Source organism: Streptococcus thermophilus (assembly GCF_010120595.1).
Lineage (GTDB): Bacteria > Bacillota > Bacilli > Lactobacillales > Streptococcaceae > Streptococcus > Streptococcus thermophilus.
The window spans coordinates 1,241,023-1,260,711 of record NZ_CP038020.1 but is presented as its reverse complement, the minus strand read 5'-3'; the positions used below and the strand labels follow the sequence as shown (position 1 = coordinate 1,260,711).

The window sequence follows — 19,689 nt, the reverse complement described above, 5'->3', positions numbered from 1 at the left end:
AATTTCCTTTACTTATTTTTTAGTGAACCAGAGATCATTCAAGAATCCAGAGAAAATCAAGAATGATAGCATAACTGTATTAAATGTGATAAAGATTCCCAAAGCCTTGGTCCATTTATTTTCGGGAAGAGGCTTAAGTCCTGCTTTTTTACGATCTTTATTAATGGTTTTCTTTTTACGTAACCAAGCATCGTTAATACCTAGACCAATACCATGAAATATACCATAAGCAATATAGTACCAAGTAATCCCATGCCAAAATCCCATAACCATCATATTGATGATATAAGCAACATTCGATGTGGTGTTACGATTTTTGAAAACCTTATTTCGCATGAGTACTATGACTAAGCGCATAAAGACAAAATCACGGAACCAAAACGACAGACTCATATGCCAGCGATTCCAAAATTCCTTCATATCACGGGAAATGAACGGTTTGTCAAAGTTAATAGGACTCTTAATCCCCATTAGATTTGAAACTGCGAGAGCAAACATTGAGTAACCCGCAAAGTCAAAGAAGAGATCAAACCCATAAACGTACATAAAACCTAGTGTGGGTAGATTAAAGATACCGCCTTGGCTCAATGCTTGTGCTTTTAATGGTGGTAAAAGCATACTCCCGAAAATCTGAGCTAAAACAAACTTATAAAGAAAACCAAGCATAATATATTTTACAGCTTGCTCTAACATGTTCAGCAGCTCGTCACGATTAGGAATTGACTGATAATCTTCATTAAAACGTTTGAAGCGATCAATGGGACCACTTGTGAAGGTCGGCATAAAGAGCATGAAGCGGAGGAATTCCCCTAGTGTGAACTCTTTAAGAACTCCATCACGCATCTCGATAATCATACCAACCGCACGGAAGGTTAAATAAGAGATGCCGAGAAAGTTTAAAAGTGACTGGGTTCCGTTAATGATAGGCTCTACCTTAACAAGAATCAAGGGAAGAACAACAAGAAACGAGTGCAAATAGAAGACCCATTTATTATCCCTTTGACTACGATAACGTTTGTATGAGTATACCCAGATGATTTGCCAGACAATATAGAAAAGCAAAGCTAAGATTTGGCTAGCATGGGTACCTGTCAGAGCAAGAACGATAAAGGTAATACTTACCAAGCATTCATAAATAGCAAAGCGCTTTTTAAAGAATAGACCTATAAAGATTGGTAATAAGGCTATTCCAAGATAGATGAAATAGAAAGGATTACCGTAGGGTTCTAAATGGGGAAGCTGTTTCAAGAAGTCTATCATCGGTTATTAACCTCACTGATAAGCCCCTTGATATCAATTTTCCCATTTGGTGTAAGAGGCAAGCTCTCACGATAGAGGAACTTAGTAGGCATCATGTATGACATCATGATATCTTCCAAGTCAGCTTTGATAGCCTTAGTAATATCGATGTCACGCTCAAACTGGTCACGTACGCCATCCTTAAGAATCACATAAGCCAAGAGGTTCTGAACCTTATGGTCTTTGTTATAACGTGGGACAGCTACTGCTGAATCGATATACTTAGACTTGTTAAGGTTTTGGGAAACATCTTCTAACTCAATACGGAAACCATTAAATTTAATCTGAAAGTCCATACGACCACCGAAAAGAAGGAGACCCTCATCAGTCATAGTACCCACATCACCAGTATGGTAAGCAGGTAGACCATTAAACTCGAAGAAGGCTTCCGCAGTCCTTTCAGGATTATTCATATAACCTTTTGAAACTGCAGGACCCGATACGATAATTTCACCCTGCTGACCATTTGGAAGGATATTACCGTCTTCATCGATAATATAAGTTGGTGAATCTTCCTTGGTATAACCAATCGGTAGACGATTAAGAGTAGCTAGCATCTCATCAGTTACCGCTACTGCTGATAAGGCAACAGTAGCCTCAGTTGGTCCATAAGCATTGACAATACGTGCTTCTGGGAAACGTTGGCGGAGTTTCTGAGCGGTCTTGACAGTCAACTCTTCCCCATCGAAATAGAAATGCGTAATTTCTGGCATCTTCTCTGCATTGAAGTCTTCAGACAACATTGCCATATCTGCAAATGATGGCGTGGATGTCCAAATGGCAATTGGAAGTGAAAAGATAGTTTCAAAGAGTTGCTTGAAGTCCTGAGTAATAGCTGAAGGAAGCGCATAGAGTGTTCCTCCAAGTGCCAAAGTTGGCGCCCAGTACATTACTGATAGGTCAAATGAATAAGGCGGTTGAGCCAACATTTGAGGACGTTTTGGAGTCGCAAATTCCTTGTCTGTAATCATCCAGTTGGTGAAACTAAGAAGGTTATTATGCGAAATCTGAACTCCTTTAGGTTTACCTGTAGTCCCTGATGTGAAGATGATGTAATAAGTATCATCACCTTTAACAGGGTGGGTTACTTCATAAGTAGTCTTGTTAGCAAAACTTTCCTTCACTTGATCCAATGTCAAGATTGGTGCTTTAACATCCTCTAGTGGGAAGGCGTTAATAGCAATAATCAGACTCGGCTCTGCCACTTCAACAATAGCTGTCACGCGCTCAAGAGCTGAGTGACTATCAATTGGTATATAGGCGTGACCAGATTTAGTTAAAGCTACGAAAGTTGCCAACATTTCATATTCTTGACCGCCATAAACTACAACAGGTGATTTTTCTGGGATATCAAGGCTATCAATCTTAGCAGCTAAACTATCCGAATCGGCTTTCAAATCGCCGTAAGTATGGACTTCCCCTAAAATATTGTAAACAGGAAAGTCGGGTTGTGATTGAGCAAACTGCTCAATCGTTTCAATCATATCTTTAATTTTTGTACTCGTCATTATTCTTCCTAAAATTCGTTATAGATAAAATTACCTTGACCTTGTCCTAGGTAATTGTAGAGATAAATTAGGGCCATAAAAATGGCGAAATAAAGCAAAGTTTGTCCTAAAAAGACGAGGACATTTTTATGTTTTAACATTCTAATTTTCGATACCTTTTTTATATAATATCCTTTATATTTTACCATCTTATCGGTATTTTTTCCAATAAAAAAGAAAAAAATAAATCAATTTCATTTCTTTTTCATCTATTACTTTCATTAATAAATAATACATTTAATAGCAAAAAAACAGAGCCTAAACGCTCTGCAATTTTTAATTATTTTGTGTTTTTTGGGCTGTCTGCATACGATAGTACATTCCCTTAGTCCTCATTAATTGATTATGTGTTCCATGTTCAACGATATCACCATTATTCATTACCAAAATAAGGTCTGCATTCTCAATGGTAGATAATCTATGAGCAATAATGAAACTCGTCCGACCTTTCATCAGTTTAGCAAAAGCTTCTTGAATAAGGAGCTCCGTACGGGTATCAATACTTGATGTTGCTTCATCCAAAATAAGAATTTTAGGAACATTGACAAATATACGAGCAATAGTTAGTAACTGACGTTGACCTTGTGAAAGAGATTGCCCTGCATCTCTCAAGAAAGTGTCGTAGCCTTGAGGTAATTGTTTAATAAAGAAATCAGCATTAGCTGCTTTGGCTGCTGCAACTACTTCCTCTCGACTAGCTTTTGGATTGCCATAGGCAATATTATCATGGATAGTAGCTACTTTAAGCCAAGTTTCTTGTAGAACCATCCCAATCTGCTTGCGAAGACTCTCACGGGTATAATACGTAATATCTCGACCGTCTAGCAAAATTTGACCCTTATCCAAGTCATAAAAACGCATGAGAAGATTAATCAAAGTAGATTTTCCTGCTCCTGTTGGGCCAACAATAGCAACGGTACTCGCAGCAGGAATATCAATACTCAAATCCTTAATAAGAGGTTTATTTTGCAAATAGCCAAATTGAACATGATCAAATTGAAAATGTCCCTGAACTTCTGCTTCGTCCAAAACCGCATTTCCCGTTTCTGATATTTCATCTTCATCTAAAATCATATATAGACGATCAGCACAGGCTAAAGCACTTTGAAGTTCAGATAGGACAGAAGAAATGTCATTAAAAGGTTTGGTATACTGAGTGACATAGTTTAGGAAGGTAGTCAATTGTCCCACTGTAAATGTGCCGCCCGACATGATGCGATAGGCACCAACACCTGTAATGAGAGCGTAAAGCAAGCTATTAAAAAAACGTGTAGCTGGGTTAACCGCTGACGAGTAAAAGATGGCTCCCTGTGAATAGTTAGCATACTTACCATTAACCTCATTAAAATTGCGAACCATCTGGTCTTGAGCATTTAGAATTTGTACCAGAGCTTCCTGAGTTAGACTTTCTTCGATCAGCTGAGTCTGTTTGCCCCTCCACTTGGTTTGATTGCGATAGAGTTGATAACTCTTCCTAGCAATGAAACGAGCCACAAGCATTGATAAAGGTGTCATCACTAGAACTAAGAGCATCATGAACCAGTCTAAGCGAGCCATGGTAATGATTATGACAAAGATGGTCAAAAGCCCAACGAAAAATTGATTAAAGAACATAAGGAGACCATTATTCAATTGGTCACTATCTGTAGTCACGCGGCTAACCATGTCTCCAGTTCCTTGACGATCAAGATAACTGAATGGAATAGCATGGATTTTCATCATGACTCGTTCACGTAAACTTTCGCTATAAGAATAAATCAATCGATTATAAATCAAAGGGTTAAGCCACTGGATTGCACTATTAGCTAAGATAAGCAAAAGCATCTGCCAAATCAAACGTGACATCAAAAAGACAGCATTCATCTTAAGAACAGCATCTACTGCATCGCCAAGCAAAATAGGGAAGTAAACAGTCAAAGCAACTTGAACAATGGTCCCAACAGTTGCTAAGGCAAAGAGGTAACGCTGACTTAGGATATCTTTACATAATCGTTTAAGCGTTGACTTGTTATTTCTAGCCTTCATCAGCGACCACCTTTTGATGTTGAGAATAATGAATGTCTTGATAGATTTTATTAGTGGCAAGCAATTCTTCATGATTACCAAGACCAACTTGATGTCCCTTATCAAGTACCAAAATTTGATCAACAGCTTTTAAGCTATTTGTTCTCTGTGAAATAATAATCAAACTAGTTGATTTAAGATTTTCTCTGATAGCCGCTAGTAGACGACTTTCAGTCAAATAATCTAAAGCCGAGGTCGAATCATCCAAAATTAAGAATGGTGCTGGTCGCATCAAAGCACGCGCAATAGTCAGACGCTGACGCTGACCACCCGAAAAATTACGGCCAAAAGACTCCACTGGCTCATCTAAGCCAAGCTCCTTTTCTCTTACAAAATCAGAAGCCTGAGCCATGTCAAGAGCATGCCACAGTTCTTGATCACTTGGTTCGTAATCAAGTCCCAATGACAAGTTTGAACGAATGGTTCCCCTAAATAACTCAGCTTTCTGTGGGACATAGGCAACCCAAGACCGCCACTCTTTGAGATTATTCGGCGACAACTGATTCTTAAAGATAGTCAAACTACCAAACTGAGGTTGATAAAGATTCATAATTAAATTGACCAAGGTCGATTTACCCGAACCTGTACCTCCAATAATCCCCAGAGACTCGCCTTCAAAAGTCTTAAAGTCGATTTCTTGTAGCGATGGTTGACTAGCTGTAGGATAAGTAAAAGTCATCTTGTCAATTTCAAGAGCTATGCTTGGTTGATTTGGTTTCTTAATTATTAAAGGCGCTTCAATGTCCTCATCTTGAAGATTGAAGATAGCTTGGACTCGTTTTGCCGAAATAAAGCTTTGGTTGAGATTCGTCAACATCATAGCTAATTTAAGGAGCTCCGCCAAAATCTGCAAAAGATAATTAACCAAGGCGATTAGCATACCTTGAGACAAAAGACCACCTTGAATTTGCACATTTCCTTGCCAAAGTATAGCAATTAAGGTCATATTAACAACCAAGAATGTCAAAGGACTAATGAGACTTGATATCACCCCTGTTTTAAGTTGCCACTTCTTCAACTCTTTATTGACAGTGGTAAAGTTATCTAATTCACGCTCACTCTGACCAAAAGCACGAATAACCCTCATGCCCTCGAGTTGTTGACGAGTATTGGTCACAATTGATTCATTAATCAATCGAATCTTAGCATATAGAGGATTGACAATACGACTAGCTAGTACAATTATAAGAGACAATACCAAGACCATCCCAAGAAACCATAAGGTTAAACGTGGGCTGATACGGAATGCCATAATAATGGCTCCCGTCACAATTATTGGTGCCCTTAAAAAGAGTCTTAAAAACTGATTAATACCTGTTTGAATTTGAAAGGTATCTCCAGTCAAACGTGTTACCAAACTTGAAGTACCTATCTCATCACGCTTTTCCTTTGACAATCGCATCATTTTTGCATACAAATCATTTGTTAAAGCTTGGGCATAGCCAACTGCTGCCCTAGATGAAAAATACTGTGCTGAAATAGCAACGACAACCCCAATCACGGCAAGTCCGAACAAGAGAAAAATCATCATAAACAGATGATTTTGGTCTCTATTTGGAATAGTTGTATCGACAATTCCAGCAATCACCATAGGAACTAAGAGTTCGAAACTAGCTTCGATTAATTTAAAAACAGGTCCCAGGATACTATCTTTAACAAATCCTTTGAAATAAACTAATAATGCTTTCATTTGTCTTTCCTTAAGAATGAGGTGGTTACTCTTAGAGACGAGAGAATATTCGCATCAGAAAGAGATTCAACTGCACTTCTTTGGCGTAATAAATATTTCCGCCATTTGTATAAAGTTTTCCCCCACCATAATACATGGCAACAGGTTGATAATAAGTATAGGTTTCCCCACTAGTGTTTCCTAGACTTGGAGCAACGACATCTTTAGAATAGGCATTTGCTAGTTCAACGGTGTTAACACCACCGTTATCAGCAACATAATCAATATAGGTCTTACCAAAGTTATAAGCTTGCACTGCTGTCCAGGGATCGACCTTATGGTGGACAGCTTCTTCAAGATTATCCGAAAGCACCTTCACCCCCTGACGGATACTTTCTTTTTGATCTGTAATGGAGTTGGTCACCCCCGTAGAACTTTCACTGGACTGCATTACGTCGTCTGTCTTTCCCTTGCTTTCTGTGTAAATCATAGCAAGAACCAAATCGACATTAGTTGTATTTTTAATGTCATCCTCTGCTAAGACCTCCTTAACCAGGGATTCATAAGTTAGGACATGTTGGATATTGGCATGGATTCGATAGCATTGGATACTTATTATGAACACTACGACAAAAACCACCAGACGTCTTATCCATTTAAACATATTATTTATTGACGATATCCTCGATATTTTTGATGTGAATAGAGTAGGTGCCATCAGGATTTTGAATAAATTCAACACTATCAGCATCCTGATAAACGTTATTCGGCACAATTAACTCAATCCCATTTGATAACGATAGTTTTTGATTCTCCAATTTTTTAATTTGACGAGAATGGTCAATATCTGAAACCGAAATGGGTTCAGGAATAGCTTCTTTTAGCTCATCAACGAAGGTCAAACGAGCAGTCAAATTATTATCAAAGAGCTGGTCCGCTAATTTTTCAGGTGACAACTCTTGATCTTCTTCCAAATTATTGAAAATAGCAGATTTCATTTTTCCTTGGAAGTTAAAGTCATCCTGATTGAAATTCTCAGCAATCTTCTGAGCAGTATCTTCAACCATCTTAATCGATTTTTTAACAGACTGCTCAGGTTGGACCTGCAACAGATTTTCAGAGAAATAATTGGCAAAACTACCATTATGCTTAATACGTTTTTCAATCAGATAATACTGCTTACTACTACGGTTGATAACCAAAGCTTCATCTGGTGTCTGGGCCGCAGAAGGCAGATTATTTTGTGACAACTGAATAGGATGCTGACTATTTCCCAAAGAATGAACCAAACTATCCTTAAGAGCAATGCGCAAGAAAGCAAAATATTCTTGACCTTCTTTATCAAACTGAATAAAGACCAAATCATTGGTCTTTTGATCTTCAGAAATGACAAATTCTTCCTTCCAAAGTTTGGAAATTTTGACTGAACTTTCCATCAAATCATTTCCTATATGACTGATGAAAACATTCTCTGTATCGAAATACCCTCGTTTAGCCTCATCAGAAAAAACCTTAGAGAGTTTCTTTCTAAAATACTCATCTAAACGTGGCGTTATTTCAATAGGTGATTCTGCCAAAACCAGCTCCGTATCATTTGGCGAAAACTGATGAATGATAATGCGTTTAATATATAGATCTAACATAATTTATTAATAGAGTGGGAAAGCATATGTAAGAACTTTAACATCTCCACGAATGCGTTCCAAAACTTCAGGTTTATCGTGATTTTCTAAAGCTTCAACCATCCACTCTGCAATCTGACGGCTCTCAGCTTCACCCATACCACGGCTTGTAATTGCTGGACTACCGACACGAATACCAGATGTTTTGAATGGAGATAACTGCTCATAAGGAATACTATTTTTGTTCAAAGTAATATTTACTTCTTCAAGAACGTTTTGCGCAACCTTACCATTTTCGACAACTTTAGTAACATCAACCAAGAAGAGATGATTATTAGTTCCACCTGAGATTACTCGGAAATCTGGATGTTGGTTGAAAACGTCCGCCATGGCAGCAGCATTCTTGATAACATTTTCACCGTATTCCTTAAAGGCAGGGTCAAGTGCTTCTTTAAGAGCGACAGCCTTGGCAGCAATAACGTGTTCCAGTGGGCCACCTTGCAAACCAGGGAAGACCGCAGAATTCAATTTCTTAGCGATATCTTCATCATCAGTCAAAATCAAACCACCACGAGGTCCACGAAGTGTCTTGTGGGTTGTTGTAGTTGTCACATGTGCATAAGGAACCGGACTTGGATGATGACCAGAGGCTACAAGACCTGCAATGTGAGCCATATCTACCATGAGGTAAGCACCTACAGCATCAGCGATTTCACGGAATTTAGCAAAATCAATGATACGTGAGTATGCTGAAGCCCCTGCCACGATAAGTTTGGGTCTCACTTCTTTTGCTTGAGCAAGGATAGCATCATAATCAAGAAGTTCACTTTCCTTATCAACATTGTAAGACACAAAGTTATAGGTCTTACCAGAGAAACTAACTGGTGCACCGTGTGTCAAGTGACCACCCGCTGACAAATCCATCCCCATAACTGTATCACCAGGTTGGATTAAAGACATGTAAACAGCAGCATTGGCTTGGCTACCTGAGTGAGGTTGCACGTTAGCAAATTTTGCCCCAAAAAGTTTCTTAGCACGTTCAATGGCAAGAGTCTCAACCACATCAATAACGGCTGTACCACCATAGTAACGTTTACCTGGATAGCCTTCTGCGTATTTGTTAGTCAAGAGCGTTCCTTGAGCAGCCATAACGGCTTTAGAAACCACGTTTTCAGAGGCAATCAATTCAATATTATTTTGTTGGCGTTCTGCCTCAGCATCGATGGCGTTCCATAGTTCAGGGTCAAATGCTTTGTAATCTTCTTTATCAAAAATCATTGAGGTCTCCTTTGAGGTCTAATGGGCTTTCAAACAACTCACCCACAAACAGTCGAAAGTTATCTCACTCTTTCTTAAGTCTCTGTTAGTCATTTTATTCCATAGTCAACTCTGGAAGAGCTGCCAATAGGTCATCTTTTGTTATTTTCCCTTGTCTGAGAATCCTAGCAGGTGAAACCGACAAATCCAAAATCGTCGAATCTACACCTAACAAGGCATTATCATCCTGATAGCCAGTCACCTGAAAATCAAATTGCGCTCTAATATCGTCGAAATGACGACCGCTTTCCTTCCCAGACTTATTGGCTGATGGACCAATCAAAGGCCCCTCAGCTTGAATCAACTCTCTAGTTACGGGATGGTTTGGTAATCGAAATCCAACCGTTGCCAATCCTGAATTAATCCATCTAGGTACTTGATCATTAGCTTTTAAGATGATGGTCAGAGGTCCAGGCAAAAAAGCATCGTACAATTGTTTCAAATACTTGGGTTGCTCCTTTGAATAGAAGAGGATATCTTCATACGAGGCTACATTCAAATTCATGGCTTTGTCTCTAGGCCGATTTTTTAGCTCATAAACATAATCGACTGCCTTCTCATCCAAAGCCTTGGCAAACAGACCATATACGGTCTCTGTAGGGAGAACAACGGCCTCACCATTATTTAAAATTTCTCTTAACTGTTTCTTACTTTCCATCATCCATCACGACCATTCTATCCTGTCCAAATTGATCCTTAAGGATACGCACATGCTTATCTGGAAAATGTAGTGACAAAAGTTTCCTTAAATCTTCGCCTTGCTTATAGCCTATCTCAAAATAGAGTTTTCCTTGAGAATTTAGATACTTATCTGCGTCCTCAAGGATTTGTCTATAAATGGCAAGTCCATCTTCATCAGCAAACAAAGCCATCTTGGGCTCGCTAGTCAAGACATTTAAACCAACTTCGTCCTTATCATTTTCAGAAATATAAGGAGGATTCGACACAATGATATCAAAACAACCGGAGACATTTTCAAAAACATCCGCTAGAACAAAGCTGATATCTACCCGATTTAGCTTAGCATTATCCTTAGCAAGTACCAAAGCATCAGCTGATAAGTCACTAGCCGTCACTTGCCACATAGGACGACTCTTTTTCAGGGAGACCGCAATAGCACCACTGCCAGTGCCTATATCAAGAACCTTGAGCTCTGTGTTCGGGTTTTCTGCCAAAATTAGGTCCACTAATTCCTCAGTTTCAGGACGAGGAATCAAAACACGCTCATCAACTTGAAAACGTAGACCATGAAATTCCTCATAACCTAAAATATATTGGGCAGGCTTGTGAGCTGTAAGTTGCGTGAAAATATGAGCTAAAAGATTTCCGTCTTCCTCCGAAACTTCCTGTCTCAATTGAAGAACAAAATGAGTCAAATCCCATTGTTTCAAACCACGATAAACAAAGGAAACAGCCTCAGGTTCTTCACCGATAGCTTCAAGCTCCTTCTCATAACCGGCCAGGACATCCGCTAAAATCATTTGTTAAGCTCTTCCAATTTTTGTGTTTGATCGTAAAGAACCAAAGCATCGATAACTTCATCCATTTTACCAGCCAAAATCGTATCTAATTTTTGAAGGGTCAAACCAATACGGTGGTCTGTGACACGGTTCTGTGGAAAATTATAAGTACGGATACGCTCTGAACGATCCCCTGTACCAACTGTAGATTTACGCTCAGCATCTTGCTCATCTTGAGCAATTTGTGCAAAATGGTCCGCAACACGCGCACGGATAATCTTCAGGGCTTTATCACGGTTTTTCTGTTGGGTACGTTCTTCTTGCATCTCAACTTTGATTCCAGTAGGAATGTGAACCATACGCACCGCAGTTGCAACCTTATTGACGTTCTGTCCACCGGCACCAGAGGCGTGATAAATATCGACACGAAGATCCTTAGGATCGATTTCGTACTCCATTTCTTCAACTTCTGGCATTACCAAAACAGTTGCTGTAGAGGTATGAACACGACCTTGACTTTCAGTCACAGGTACACGTTGTACACGATGTGCTCCAGACTCATATTTGAGTTTAGAGTAGACTGATTGTCCTGAAACCATAGCAACCACTTCCTTGATACCACCAACACCATTGTATGATGCTTCCATTACTTCAAAGCGCCACCCTTGTGTTTCAGCGTATTTTTGGTACATAGCTAGGAGGTCACCCGCAAACAAGGCAGCCTCATCTCCCCCAGCAGCCCCACGAATTTCAAGGATGATATTTTTGTCGTCATTAGGGTCTTTTGGCAAGAGGAGAATTTTCAAGCGTTCTTCATACTCTTCTTTAGCTGCTTTGGATTCTTTAAGTTCTTCCTTAGCCATTTCTTCCAAATCAGCATCACCACTAGCTTCCTTAATCATCTCTTCAGCATCTGAGATATTTTGGATAACTTGCTTGTACTCACGGTAAGCTATGACAGTTTCACGGGTGTTAGCCTCTTCACGCGACAACTCCATGAAGCGTTTGGTGTCTGATACAACTTCAGGGTCGCTAAGCAATTCGCCCAATTCCTCATAACGGTCTTCAACCGCCTGCAACTGATCATAAATGTTCATTTGTTATTTTTCTCCTTATATACCTGATAGTTATCTTTAATTCTGTTTCAAAGGAACTATTCTTTCTCGAGGCGGATTAAACCAATGTTTTCGGCAAACCGAGATATAACTTTCGTGACCTCCAATTTGTACCTGTACCCCCTCATAGACTGGCTCACCATCTTCCATTCGTAGAACCATGGTTGCCTTTCTCGAACAGTAGTGACATATGGTCTTAATCTCTTCGATTTTATCAGACAAAAGCAAGAGATACTTAGATCCTTCAAATAGATTGTTTTGAAAATCATTTTTGAGACCAAATGCCATAACTGGGATATCTAACTCGTCAACAATTCGTGCCAAATCATAGACATTTGCACGAGTTAGAAACTGTGCTTCATCAATCAAAACGCAATAAGGCCGCGGACTCATATCATCAATGTAAGCAAAAATATCCGTGTCATTCCCAATTGGATAAGCCTTACGTCTCATACCAATACGACTGGAGATATAGCCGACCTCGTCTCGATCATCTAATCGACTGGTCAGTAGCACTACCGGCTTTCCTTGCTCTTCGTAATTATATGCAACCTTAAGAATCTCAATGGATTTCCCAGAATTCATGGTTCCATAGCGAAAATAAAGTTGTGCCACACCAGACTCCTCTAAAATTTTTATTGTACCTATTTTATCATAATTTTAAGCGCAAAAGGGAGAGAGTCCGAACAATTTTTGAAAAAAAGTTCGTCTTACTCCCTTAATTATAAAGTGGGACTAAAAAGTAACTTAAAACTTTTCAATAATCTTCTCTTGTGAAACTCCTCAACTCTAAAATACTATTTGAGGTCCTACTAAATAAGAAGTATCGTTACTACCACTTCCTTATGAATAGGCTTTAGCTAATCGTGAAAGGAGTTCTTCTTTCTCTTCATCACTAGCAAAGGAAGCTTCAATCGCTGTCTTATTATGTGCATAGAAATCTTGAACTGTGCTATCAAAATACTTGTGATAGAGTTCGTATTCCTTAGTTAAATTTGTATCAGAAACCGTACGATTGTCTGTATTAATCGTAATGTTAGCACCTGCTGCTTTCATTTTAAGGTATGGAAAATCATTAACAGTCACTGCTGCCTTGGTCTGTAGATTACTTGTTAAGCATAACTCACCCGTCAGACCGTTTTTGACAAATTCATCCAAAAGTTCTGGTTCTTGAGCCAGGATAGTCGCATGACCATTACGCTTAATTCCCATAGCAATTGACTCAGCAAGAAAAGCCGGACAGCCACACTCACCAGCATGAAAGGTCATAGGACGGTTGTAACTTTTGACTTGTTCAATAAGAGGTTTAATAGCTGCAGGTCCATAATTAAGCTCATCCCCAGCGAAATCAAAACCAACAAAGTCACTATCTCTGACTTGATTAGCTTCATCAAGAATACGAGCTGTTAATGATTGATCTGATTGGCGCATGCCACAAACCAGTGCCTTAGCAATAATACCAAATTCTTCTTGAGCTTGACGTAATCCTTGACAAACAGCATCAATTGTCTCAGTGACAGTCAATCCCTTATCCATCGACAATTCTGGTGCGAATCTCACTTCAATATAGATAACATTTTCTAAAGCAGCTTGTTTGGCAACATCATAAGCAGCAATAGTTAAAGCCTCATTAGTTTGTAGTAAGGGGCGAATATAATCAAAGGACTCTAAATATTCAAGGAGACTCTCACAGGTAACCGGCGCTGTCACGTGCTGTTTGAGCTCCTCATCATCCTCAGGCAAATCAATCTGTGCCAACTCAGCTAGGTGACGAATGGTACTTAAAGATAAAGAACCGTCCAAATGGCAGTGCAATTCTATTTTAACCAACTTATGAAAGTCAATAGCAGTCATATTTCTTTTCCTCTCTAAATAATATTCTATTAATTCAGATAAAATGATTTATAATCTTATCTTACCTATCAAGAATCAATATGTCTTCTCCAAAAGAACGTAGTCGATTCTTGAAATGCCATCAGAATTTTGTTAGGATGTGACTATCAAGAATACAAGGAGAAACTTTATGTCTGACTATATTTTACCAGAAGTTTGGGAAAATCCAACCTCTATGGGAGGTGCCTGGGGTGGCCTCAATCAACCTACAGCTGGTGCACGTTTTGAACAAACTTTACCTAAAGGTGACCAACCTTTCCAGCTCTATACTTTCCCAACACCAAATGGTATCAAGGCAACTATCATGCTAGAAGAACTGAAGGAATTTGGTGTGACTCAAGCGGGTTATGACGCTTATCGTATTAAGATTGGTGACGGTGACCAATTCGGCTCAGACTTTGTTGCAATTAATCCAAACTCAAAGATTCCAGCCATGATGGATTATTCTGAAGACCAACCAGTTCGTGTCTTTGAATCAGCTAACATCCTCCTTTACTTGGCTGAAAAATTTGGCAAACTCATTCCAACTGATCACACAAAACGTACGGAAGTTCTCAACTGGCTCTTTTGGCAAACAGGTGCTGCTCCTTTTCTAGGTGGTGGCTTTGGGCACTTCTTCCACTATGCACCTGAAAAAATCGAATATGCCGTCAACCGTTTTGCCATGGAAGCCAAACGCCAACTTGACTTGCTTGATAAAGAATTAGCAACTAAACCTTACATTTCTGGTGATGAATACACTATCGCTGATATCGCAATCTGGTCTTGGTATGGCCGTCTTGCTCAAGATAAGATTTGGGACAAGGCTGGTATTTTCCTTGATGTAAAAGAATACAAGCACCTTCAAGCATGGACTGAGAAGATTGCTAACCGTCCAGCAGTTAAACGCGGACTTGAAGTCGAATATAAAGAGATCTAATTTTTGTAACGGTTTGCCTAGGCTAACCGTTTTTCTATAATTTCATGATATAATAAAGGCAAACTCACAAGGAGACAAACATGACTTTATTTCAAGCAATTTTAGAAAAAATCAAATCCTACGACACTATTATTATTCATCGCCACCAACGACCAGACCCCGATGCCATTGGTAGTCAGATAGGGCTAAAAGAAATTTTAAAAACAAACTTCTCAGATAAAAAGATTCTTGCAACAGGTGTCAATGAACCTACCTTATCTTGGATTGCTGAGATGGATGAGGTGTCCGACAATGATTATGAAGGTGCTCTTGTTATTGTTACCGATACAGCCAATACTCCACGTATTGATGATGATCGTTATGATAAGGGAGAATTTCTTATCAAAATTGACCATCATCCTAACGATGATGCTTATGGAGACCTGCTTCTGGTTGATACCTCTGCTTCAAGTGCCAGCGAAATTGTGACCGACTGGGCTCTCACTCTTGGTCTTTCCTTATCAGATGCTGCTGCTCGTGTTCTCTACAATGGTATTGTTGGCGATACGGGGCGATTCCTCTACCCATCTACAACACCTAAAACACTACAAATCGCTGCTAAACTTCGCGAATATGACTTTGATTTTGCATCTATGGCTCGGCGAATGGATAGTTTTCCTTTCAAAATTGCTAAACTTCAAGGCTATGTTTTCGATAATCTTGAAGTTGATGAAAATGGGGCAGCTCGCGTCGTCTTAACTCGAAAAGTTCTTGATGACTTTAATATCACTGATGCTGAGAGTTCTGCTATTGTTGGAACTCCTGGCCGGATTGATAGCGTTGAATCATGGGCTATTTTCGTAGAGCAACCTGAGGGCCATTACCGTGTACGTCTTCGTAGTAAAACCATTGTCATCAATGAAATTGCCAAACGCCATGACGGTGGAGGCCATCCACTTGCTAGTGGAGCCAATTCCTACAGCTTAGAGGAAAACGAACAAATCTATCAAGAAATTAAGGATACTGTTGCCCATGCAACTCACTAATCGTCGTGTACATCTCATGGGGACTGTGATTGATGTCTCCATCTATCATAAACAGCCAGAGCCTCTACTTGATCAAGTTGAAGAGTTGCTTAATCTTTATAATAAGCGTTTTTCCGCCAATGATGACAGTTCCGAACTCATGAAAATTAACAAGGCGGCAGGCTTACATCCTGTGAAGATCCACCCAGAACTTTTTGAACTTATTTCTCTTGGAAAATGGCACAGTTGCCAGCCGGGCAGTCACCTTAATATTGCTATTGGACCTCTCATTCAGACTTGGCGAATCGGCTTTTCTGATGAAAGGCTTCCCTTTCCTGAAGAAATCACTCTGCTCTTAGATATTATTAATCCCAATGCTATCGTTCTATCCGATGAAAATCAAAGCGTCTTTCTCCAAGAAAAAGACATGAAAATTGATCTTGGTGCTCTGGCAAAAGGTTATATTGCAGATCGTATTGCAGATTATCTTAAAGCTGAAAATGTCACTAGTGCTCTGATTAATCTGGGTGGCAATGTCCTAACATTTGGACCAGCCTTACACAATCCTGATCAAAAATGGCGAATTGGTATTCAAAATCCTAAGGAGACTAGAAATACTAACCTTCTAGTACTTGCCATAAGAGATCAATCTGTAGTTACTTCAGGGATATATGAACGCACTTTTGAGATAGATGGCAAAACCTATCATCATATTTTTGATAGTCAAACTGGCTATCCAGTCTCTAGTGACCTAGCTAGTCTCACCATTATTTCATCTCTCTCAGTGGATGGCGAAATTTGGACCACCCGTTTATTTGGATCAAGTCTCGAGCGCATTTTCCAGGAAGTTAGCTCACAACCTAATCTTGAAGCAATCATAGTTGATAAAGATAATCACTGCTTCCAGACAGCTGGCATATACAAGATTCGACTTTCCTAAAAAATAGTAAAAAAGACTTGTCAAGAAGATTAGCTTTTGATAAACTAAAATAGTTAAAAAAACTATGGTACGGAAAGTACCATGGCAGAAAGGAAATATTTTAACATGAAAAAAGATATCCATCCAGATTACCGTCCAGTAGTATTCATGGACACAACTACTGGTTACCAATTCCTTAGCGGTTCAACTAAACACTCAAACGAAACAGTTGAATTCGAAGGTGAAACTTACCCACTTATCCGTGTAGAAATCTCATCAGATTCTCACCCATTCTACACTGGCCGTCAAAAATTCACACAAGCAGACGGACGCGTGGATCGTTTCAACAAAAAATACGGTCTCAAATAAGCAACCTCTTGTTGTTAAGCCATTTTAATTAGAATGGCTTTTTTCTGTGTTCTCGGCTATAACCTCTCCTTCATATTTAGAATAAAAAAAAACAGCTTCCCAAGGGAAACTGTTTAATCATCTTATCCTGCTTTACCAATAGCCAAAGCCCAGATAAAGAAAATAGCAAATCCAAACAAGAAAATCAAACCTGCAATAGCAAGCCCTTTCAACCAAGTTGGAAGGTTTTTCTTCTCATTTGTAACAAGTACATAGTTCAAAAGCGCAAAGAATGGTGTTGTAAGGAAAGAACCAATCATAGCGAAACGAAGCATTATTGCTACTTGACCTTGGAAGAAGAAAATAATGATAAGACCAAGAATAGATGTCAAGGTCATCCAAACTTTCAAAGGTGACTCATTAGAATCTTCTTTGTTAAACAAAAGACGAAGAGATGTTTCATTCACACGTGAGTAACCATCAATAACTGTAATTACAGTACCGAAGATACACAAGAAAGCAATAAAGGTAATCAAATAACGTGACCAGTTACCAAGTACTGATGCGTACATATCGACAAACTGAGCAATATACTTAGCCGAAGCAGCTTCAACAGGTTTACCAGTTGGATATTGGATAAGGGCACCAAGTGCTACAAAGAATACTGCAAGTATAGCTGTTCCGATATAACCAACGTTAAAGTCAAAGAGTGCGTCTTCGCTATTAAAATCAACTGTTTTCTTTTTCTCAGCTGACCAAAGTGAGTTGATAGCTGAAATCTCAATTGGAGCAGGCATCCATCCAAGAAGTGATACGATAAATGGAAGGGTAACTAGCTGCCATGGTGATTTTTCAACGAAATCAGCTCTGTACTCCGGATGTTTGATTGCCGCAATAACAACTGCTGCTACTGTTGCAATAGTCAAAGCCGACATGATCCATTTAGCCATACCGTCAAGAAATTTGTAACCACCAAAGAGTAACATACCCCAGATAATTGCCACCAAAATAATTGACCATGTAGTAATACTCAAACCAAGCATTGGAAAGGCACTGGCAATGATGGCTGAACATAGAATGGAAACTCCCGCTGTGTTAACTAAGGCTGAAAAGACATTCAAGATGAAGAATACCCAAAGGTAAAATTTTCCCTTTTTAGCGTAACCTTCAACTAAAGTTTTTCCTGTATCTGCGGTATATTCCGCACCAAAACGGAAGAACGGATACTTGAAGACATTGGCAAGAATAACCAGACCTAGTAAGGCCCATCCATAAGAAGCACCCGCTTGAGTTGAGGAAACGATGTGGGAACCACCTACAGCAGCAGATGCCATTAGGATACCTGGTCCCATTGCTTTTATTTTACTACGCCAGGTAGACTGATTAGTTGCCTCTATTTGTGACATAAAAAATCTCCTAAAACAAATTTTCAGAATAATCTGAATTGGTAATTACCATTTTACACAATTGTTGGAATAATTTCAATAGCTTTTCACATATTTTCTGAAAAATCGGCTCTATAATTTCTGTAGTGGGTAAAACCACTGTAGAGATTATAGAGCTTTTTAAGTATACACAAAAAGTCCCATAAGAACTATAATGAAGAGCGACAAAACCATCATTAGGAAGAACTTATGAGACTTATGAAGAATACCACAAAATTAATCGGAATTAATCGGAATTAAAGACCCTAACATCATTATTTCTCTTGTTTTTGAAACGGATACTCATATCGAGGTTCAAGCAAAACTGGAATACCAATACTACTATGTCTTAAAAAGCGTCGCTTCCAGTGTGAAAGTTGTAGGCAAGTCACGGGGTCTGAGACATATATCGTTGAGAAAAACCACCAAATTTCAAATCTAGGCCGACAAAAGGTCTCACAACTCCTCACTGAGAAGATGTCACTCACGGATATTGCCAGAAGACTTCATGTATCAACGACCACTGTCTATCGCAAACTTGACCAGTTTAATTTCAAGGAACATTATGACAAACTACCAGCTGTTATGTCCTGGGATGAGTTTAGTTTCAAGAAAGGTGAATTCGCTTTTGTGCCTCAAAACTATGAGAACAACAAACTCATACCCATCCTCGATAATCGCCGCCAAACCACTATTCGAAACTTCTTTTTGAAGTATCCATTGAAAGTACGCCAAAAGGTAAGGTTTATCACGATGGATATGTCAGGAGCTTATATGCCACTAGTTCGAAGACTTTTTCTAAATGCCCAAATATCATTATTGATCGTTTCCACATCATCCAGCAGCTTGATCGAGCCTTTTTAAAGAAAAGAATTGCCATTATGAACCAGTTTAATAAGAATTCACTACCTTATTGAGATTAAAAAAATCACTGGTGACTCTCTCAAAAGGACAGCCGTAAGTTATCTTGTAAATCATTTCATTCGAAAACCTTTTGTCAAACCTTAAACCCACATGAAGTCCTTGAGAAGACACTGGATTTCTCAGAAGAGTTCGCTAATTATCACAACCTCTATCACCTTTAGGAAG

At 39.1% G+C, this 19,689-nt stretch carries 18 protein-coding genes and 1 pseudogene; 5 read left to right on the top strand and 14 right to left on the bottom strand.

The features are described from left to right. Positions 1-12: 12 nt before the first annotated feature. The 13 genes from dltB to add all read right to left on the bottom strand — a co-directional run bounded on the left by dltB (position 13) and on the right by add (position 13,947). Entirely contained in the window at positions 13-1,260 is a 1,248-nt protein-coding gene (gene dltB / locus E3C75_RS06680; RefSeq protein ID WP_084828728.1) for a D-alanyl-lipoteichoic acid biosynthesis protein DltB, read from the bottom strand. Continuing rightward, positions 1,257-2,807, bottom strand: coding sequence for a D-alanine--poly(phosphoribitol) ligase subunit DltA (gene dltA / locus E3C75_RS06675; protein WP_100262419.1), 1,551 nt, complete (start codon positions 2,805-2,807; stop codon positions 1,257-1,259). Before dltA ends, dltB begins: the two co-directional genes overlap by 4 nt. An 8-nt stretch (positions 2,808-2,815) precedes the next feature. Next, positions 2,816-2,947 (bottom strand): teichoic acid D-Ala incorporation-associated protein DltX, encoded by a 132-nt coding sequence (locus E3C75_RS06670; protein WP_002885174.1) that lies wholly within the window; start codon positions 2,945-2,947, stop codon positions 2,816-2,818. Between the two features lie 175 nt (positions 2,948-3,122). Then, positions 3,123-4,871, bottom strand: coding sequence for an ABC transporter ATP-binding protein (locus tag E3C75_RS06665; protein ID WP_100273367.1), 1,749 nt, complete (start codon positions 4,869-4,871; stop codon positions 3,123-3,125). Continuing rightward, entirely contained in the window at positions 4,861-6,600 is a 1,740-nt protein-coding gene (locus E3C75_RS06660) for an ABC transporter ATP-binding protein (RefSeq protein ID WP_100273366.1), read from the bottom strand. The genes E3C75_RS06665 and E3C75_RS06660 overlap by 11 nt, the downstream gene beginning before the upstream one ends. Positions 6,601-6,631: 31 nt before the next feature. Continuing rightward, positions 6,632-7,243: a lysozyme family protein gene (locus E3C75_RS06655; RefSeq protein ID WP_100273365.1), complete on the bottom strand. Its 612-nt coding sequence runs from the start codon at positions 7,241-7,243 to the stop codon at positions 6,632-6,634. 1 nt (position 7,244) lies between these two features. Further along, positions 7,245-8,222 carry a nucleoid-associated protein gene (locus E3C75_RS06650; RefSeq protein WP_100273364.1) on the bottom strand — a complete coding sequence of 326 codons (978 nt, stop codon included), beginning with the start codon at positions 8,220-8,222 and terminating at the stop codon, positions 7,245-7,247. 6 nt (positions 8,223-8,228) lie between these two features. Further along, a complete protein-coding gene (gene glyA, locus E3C75_RS06645) occupies positions 8,229-9,479 on the bottom strand; it encodes a serine hydroxymethyltransferase (RefSeq protein ID WP_111679543.1) in 1,251 nt (416 codons plus the stop codon). 94 nt (positions 9,480-9,573) lie between these two features. Beyond that, complete coding sequence (locus tag E3C75_RS06640; protein ID WP_011225789.1) at positions 9,574-10,179, bottom strand: L-threonylcarbamoyladenylate synthase; 606 nt, start codon at positions 10,177-10,179, stop codon at positions 9,574-9,576. Beyond that, positions 10,166-10,999 (bottom strand): peptide chain release factor N(5)-glutamine methyltransferase, encoded by an 834-nt coding sequence (prmC, locus tag E3C75_RS06635; RefSeq protein ID WP_014621424.1) that lies wholly within the window; start codon positions 10,997-10,999, stop codon positions 10,166-10,168. The genes E3C75_RS06640 and prmC overlap by 14 nt, the downstream gene beginning before the upstream one ends. Further along, positions 10,996-12,075 (bottom strand): peptide chain release factor 1, encoded by a 1,080-nt coding sequence (gene prfA / locus E3C75_RS06630; protein ID WP_084825916.1) that lies wholly within the window; start codon positions 12,073-12,075, stop codon positions 10,996-10,998. Before prfA ends, prmC begins: the two co-directional genes overlap by 4 nt. A 36-nt stretch (positions 12,076-12,111) precedes the next feature. Then, positions 12,112-12,708 carry a thymidine kinase gene (locus tag E3C75_RS06625; protein ID WP_084825915.1) on the bottom strand — a complete coding sequence of 199 codons (597 nt, stop codon included), beginning with the start codon at positions 12,706-12,708 and terminating at the stop codon, positions 12,112-12,114. A gap of 228 nt (positions 12,709-12,936) precedes the next feature. After that, a complete protein-coding gene (gene add, locus E3C75_RS06620; RefSeq protein ID WP_084828724.1) occupies positions 12,937-13,947 on the bottom strand; it encodes an adenosine deaminase in 1,011 nt (336 codons plus the stop codon). A 169-nt stretch (positions 13,948-14,116) separates the two neighbouring features. Here add and yghU point away from each other — a divergent pair, with 169 nt between their 5' ends. The 4 genes from yghU (at position 14,117) to E3C75_RS06600 (ending at position 17,197) form a co-directional block, all read left to right on the top strand. Further along, entirely contained in the window at positions 14,117-14,905 is a 789-nt protein-coding gene (yghU, locus tag E3C75_RS06615; RefSeq protein WP_084828723.1) for a glutathione-dependent disulfide-bond oxidoreductase, read from the top strand. 80 nt (positions 14,906-14,985) lie between these two features. Then, positions 14,986-15,930 (top strand): DHH family phosphoesterase, encoded by a 945-nt coding sequence (locus E3C75_RS06610; RefSeq protein ID WP_084828722.1) that lies wholly within the window; start codon positions 14,986-14,988, stop codon positions 15,928-15,930. Continuing rightward, positions 15,917-16,849 carry an FAD:protein FMN transferase gene (locus E3C75_RS06605; RefSeq protein ID WP_084828721.1) on the top strand — a complete coding sequence of 311 codons (933 nt, stop codon included), beginning with the start codon at positions 15,917-15,919 and terminating at the stop codon, positions 16,847-16,849. The genes E3C75_RS06610 and E3C75_RS06605 overlap by 14 nt, the downstream gene beginning before the upstream one ends. A gap of 105 nt (positions 16,850-16,954) precedes the next feature. Beyond that, positions 16,955-17,197 (top strand): type B 50S ribosomal protein L31, encoded by a 243-nt coding sequence (locus tag E3C75_RS06600; protein ID WP_002945948.1) that lies wholly within the window; start codon positions 16,955-16,957, stop codon positions 17,195-17,197. Between the two features lie 122 nt (positions 17,198-17,319). Here E3C75_RS06600 and E3C75_RS06595 read toward each other — a convergent pair whose 3' ends face one another. Then, complete coding sequence (locus E3C75_RS06595) at positions 17,320-18,582, bottom strand: NRAMP family divalent metal transporter (RefSeq protein WP_024009847.1); 1,263 nt, start codon at positions 18,580-18,582, stop codon at positions 17,320-17,322. A 228-nt stretch (positions 18,583-18,810) separates the two neighbouring features. Between E3C75_RS06595 and E3C75_RS06590 the strand changes: the two are divergent. After that, positions 18,811-19,682, top strand: a pseudogene (locus tag E3C75_RS06590) (ISL3 family transposase); the annotation flags it as partial. Positions 19,683-19,689 lie beyond the last annotated feature (7 nt).

What these genes read in the sequence shown, in the direction of transcription:
- E3C75_RS06605 (WP_084828721.1), top strand. Translation starts at nt 15,917, where the DNA reads ATGCAACTCACTAATCGTCGTGTACATCTCATGGGGACTGTGATTGAT.
- dltB (WP_084828728.1), bottom strand. Translation starts at nt 1,260, where the DNA reads ATGATAGACTTCTTGAAACAGCTTCCCCATTTAGAACCCTACGGTAAT.
- yghU (WP_084828723.1), top strand. Translation starts at nt 14,117, where the DNA reads ATGTCTGACTATATTTTACCAGAAGTTTGGGAAAATCCAACCTCTATG.
- E3C75_RS06600 (WP_002945948.1), top strand. Translation starts at nt 16,955, where the DNA reads ATGAAAAAAGATATCCATCCAGATTACCGTCCAGTAGTATTCATGGAC.
- E3C75_RS06640 (WP_011225789.1), bottom strand. Translation starts at nt 10,179, where the DNA reads ATGATGGAAAGTAAGAAACAGTTAAGAGAAATTTTAAATAATGGTGAG.
- E3C75_RS06665 (WP_100273367.1), bottom strand. Translation starts at nt 4,871, where the DNA reads ATGAAGGCTAGAAATAACAAGTCAACGCTTAAACGATTATGTAAAGAT.
- prmC (WP_014621424.1), bottom strand. Translation starts at nt 10,999, where the DNA reads ATGATTTTAGCGGATGTCCTGGCCGGTTATGAGAAGGAGCTTGAAGCT.
- glyA (WP_111679543.1), bottom strand. Translation starts at nt 9,479, where the DNA reads ATGATTTTTGATAAAGAAGATTACAAAGCATTTGACCCTGAACTATGG.
- E3C75_RS06660 (WP_100273366.1), bottom strand. Translation starts at nt 6,600, where the DNA reads ATGAAAGCATTATTAGTTTATTTCAAAGGATTTGTTAAAGATAGTATC.
- E3C75_RS06670 (WP_002885174.1), bottom strand. Translation starts at nt 2,947, where the DNA reads ATGTTAAAACATAAAAATGTCCTCGTCTTTTTAGGACAAACTTTGCTT.
- E3C75_RS06655 (WP_100273365.1), bottom strand. Translation starts at nt 7,243, where the DNA reads ATGTTTAAATGGATAAGACGTCTGGTGGTTTTTGTCGTAGTGTTCATA.
- E3C75_RS06650 (WP_100273364.1), bottom strand. Translation starts at nt 8,222, where the DNA reads ATGTTAGATCTATATATTAAACGCATTATCATTCATCAGTTTTCGCCA.
- dltA (WP_100262419.1), bottom strand. Translation starts at nt 2,807, where the DNA reads ATGACGAGTACAAAAATTAAAGATATGATTGAAACGATTGAGCAGTTT.
- prfA (WP_084825916.1), bottom strand. Translation starts at nt 12,075, where the DNA reads ATGAACATTTATGATCAGTTGCAGGCGGTTGAAGACCGTTATGAGGAA.
- E3C75_RS06610 (WP_084828722.1), top strand. Translation starts at nt 14,986, where the DNA reads ATGACTTTATTTCAAGCAATTTTAGAAAAAATCAAATCCTACGACACT.
- E3C75_RS06595 (WP_024009847.1), bottom strand. Translation starts at nt 18,582, where the DNA reads ATGTCACAAATAGAGGCAACTAATCAGTCTACCTGGCGTAGTAAAATA.
- add (WP_084828724.1), bottom strand. Translation starts at nt 13,947, where the DNA reads ATGACTGCTATTGACTTTCATAAGTTGGTTAAAATAGAATTGCACTGC.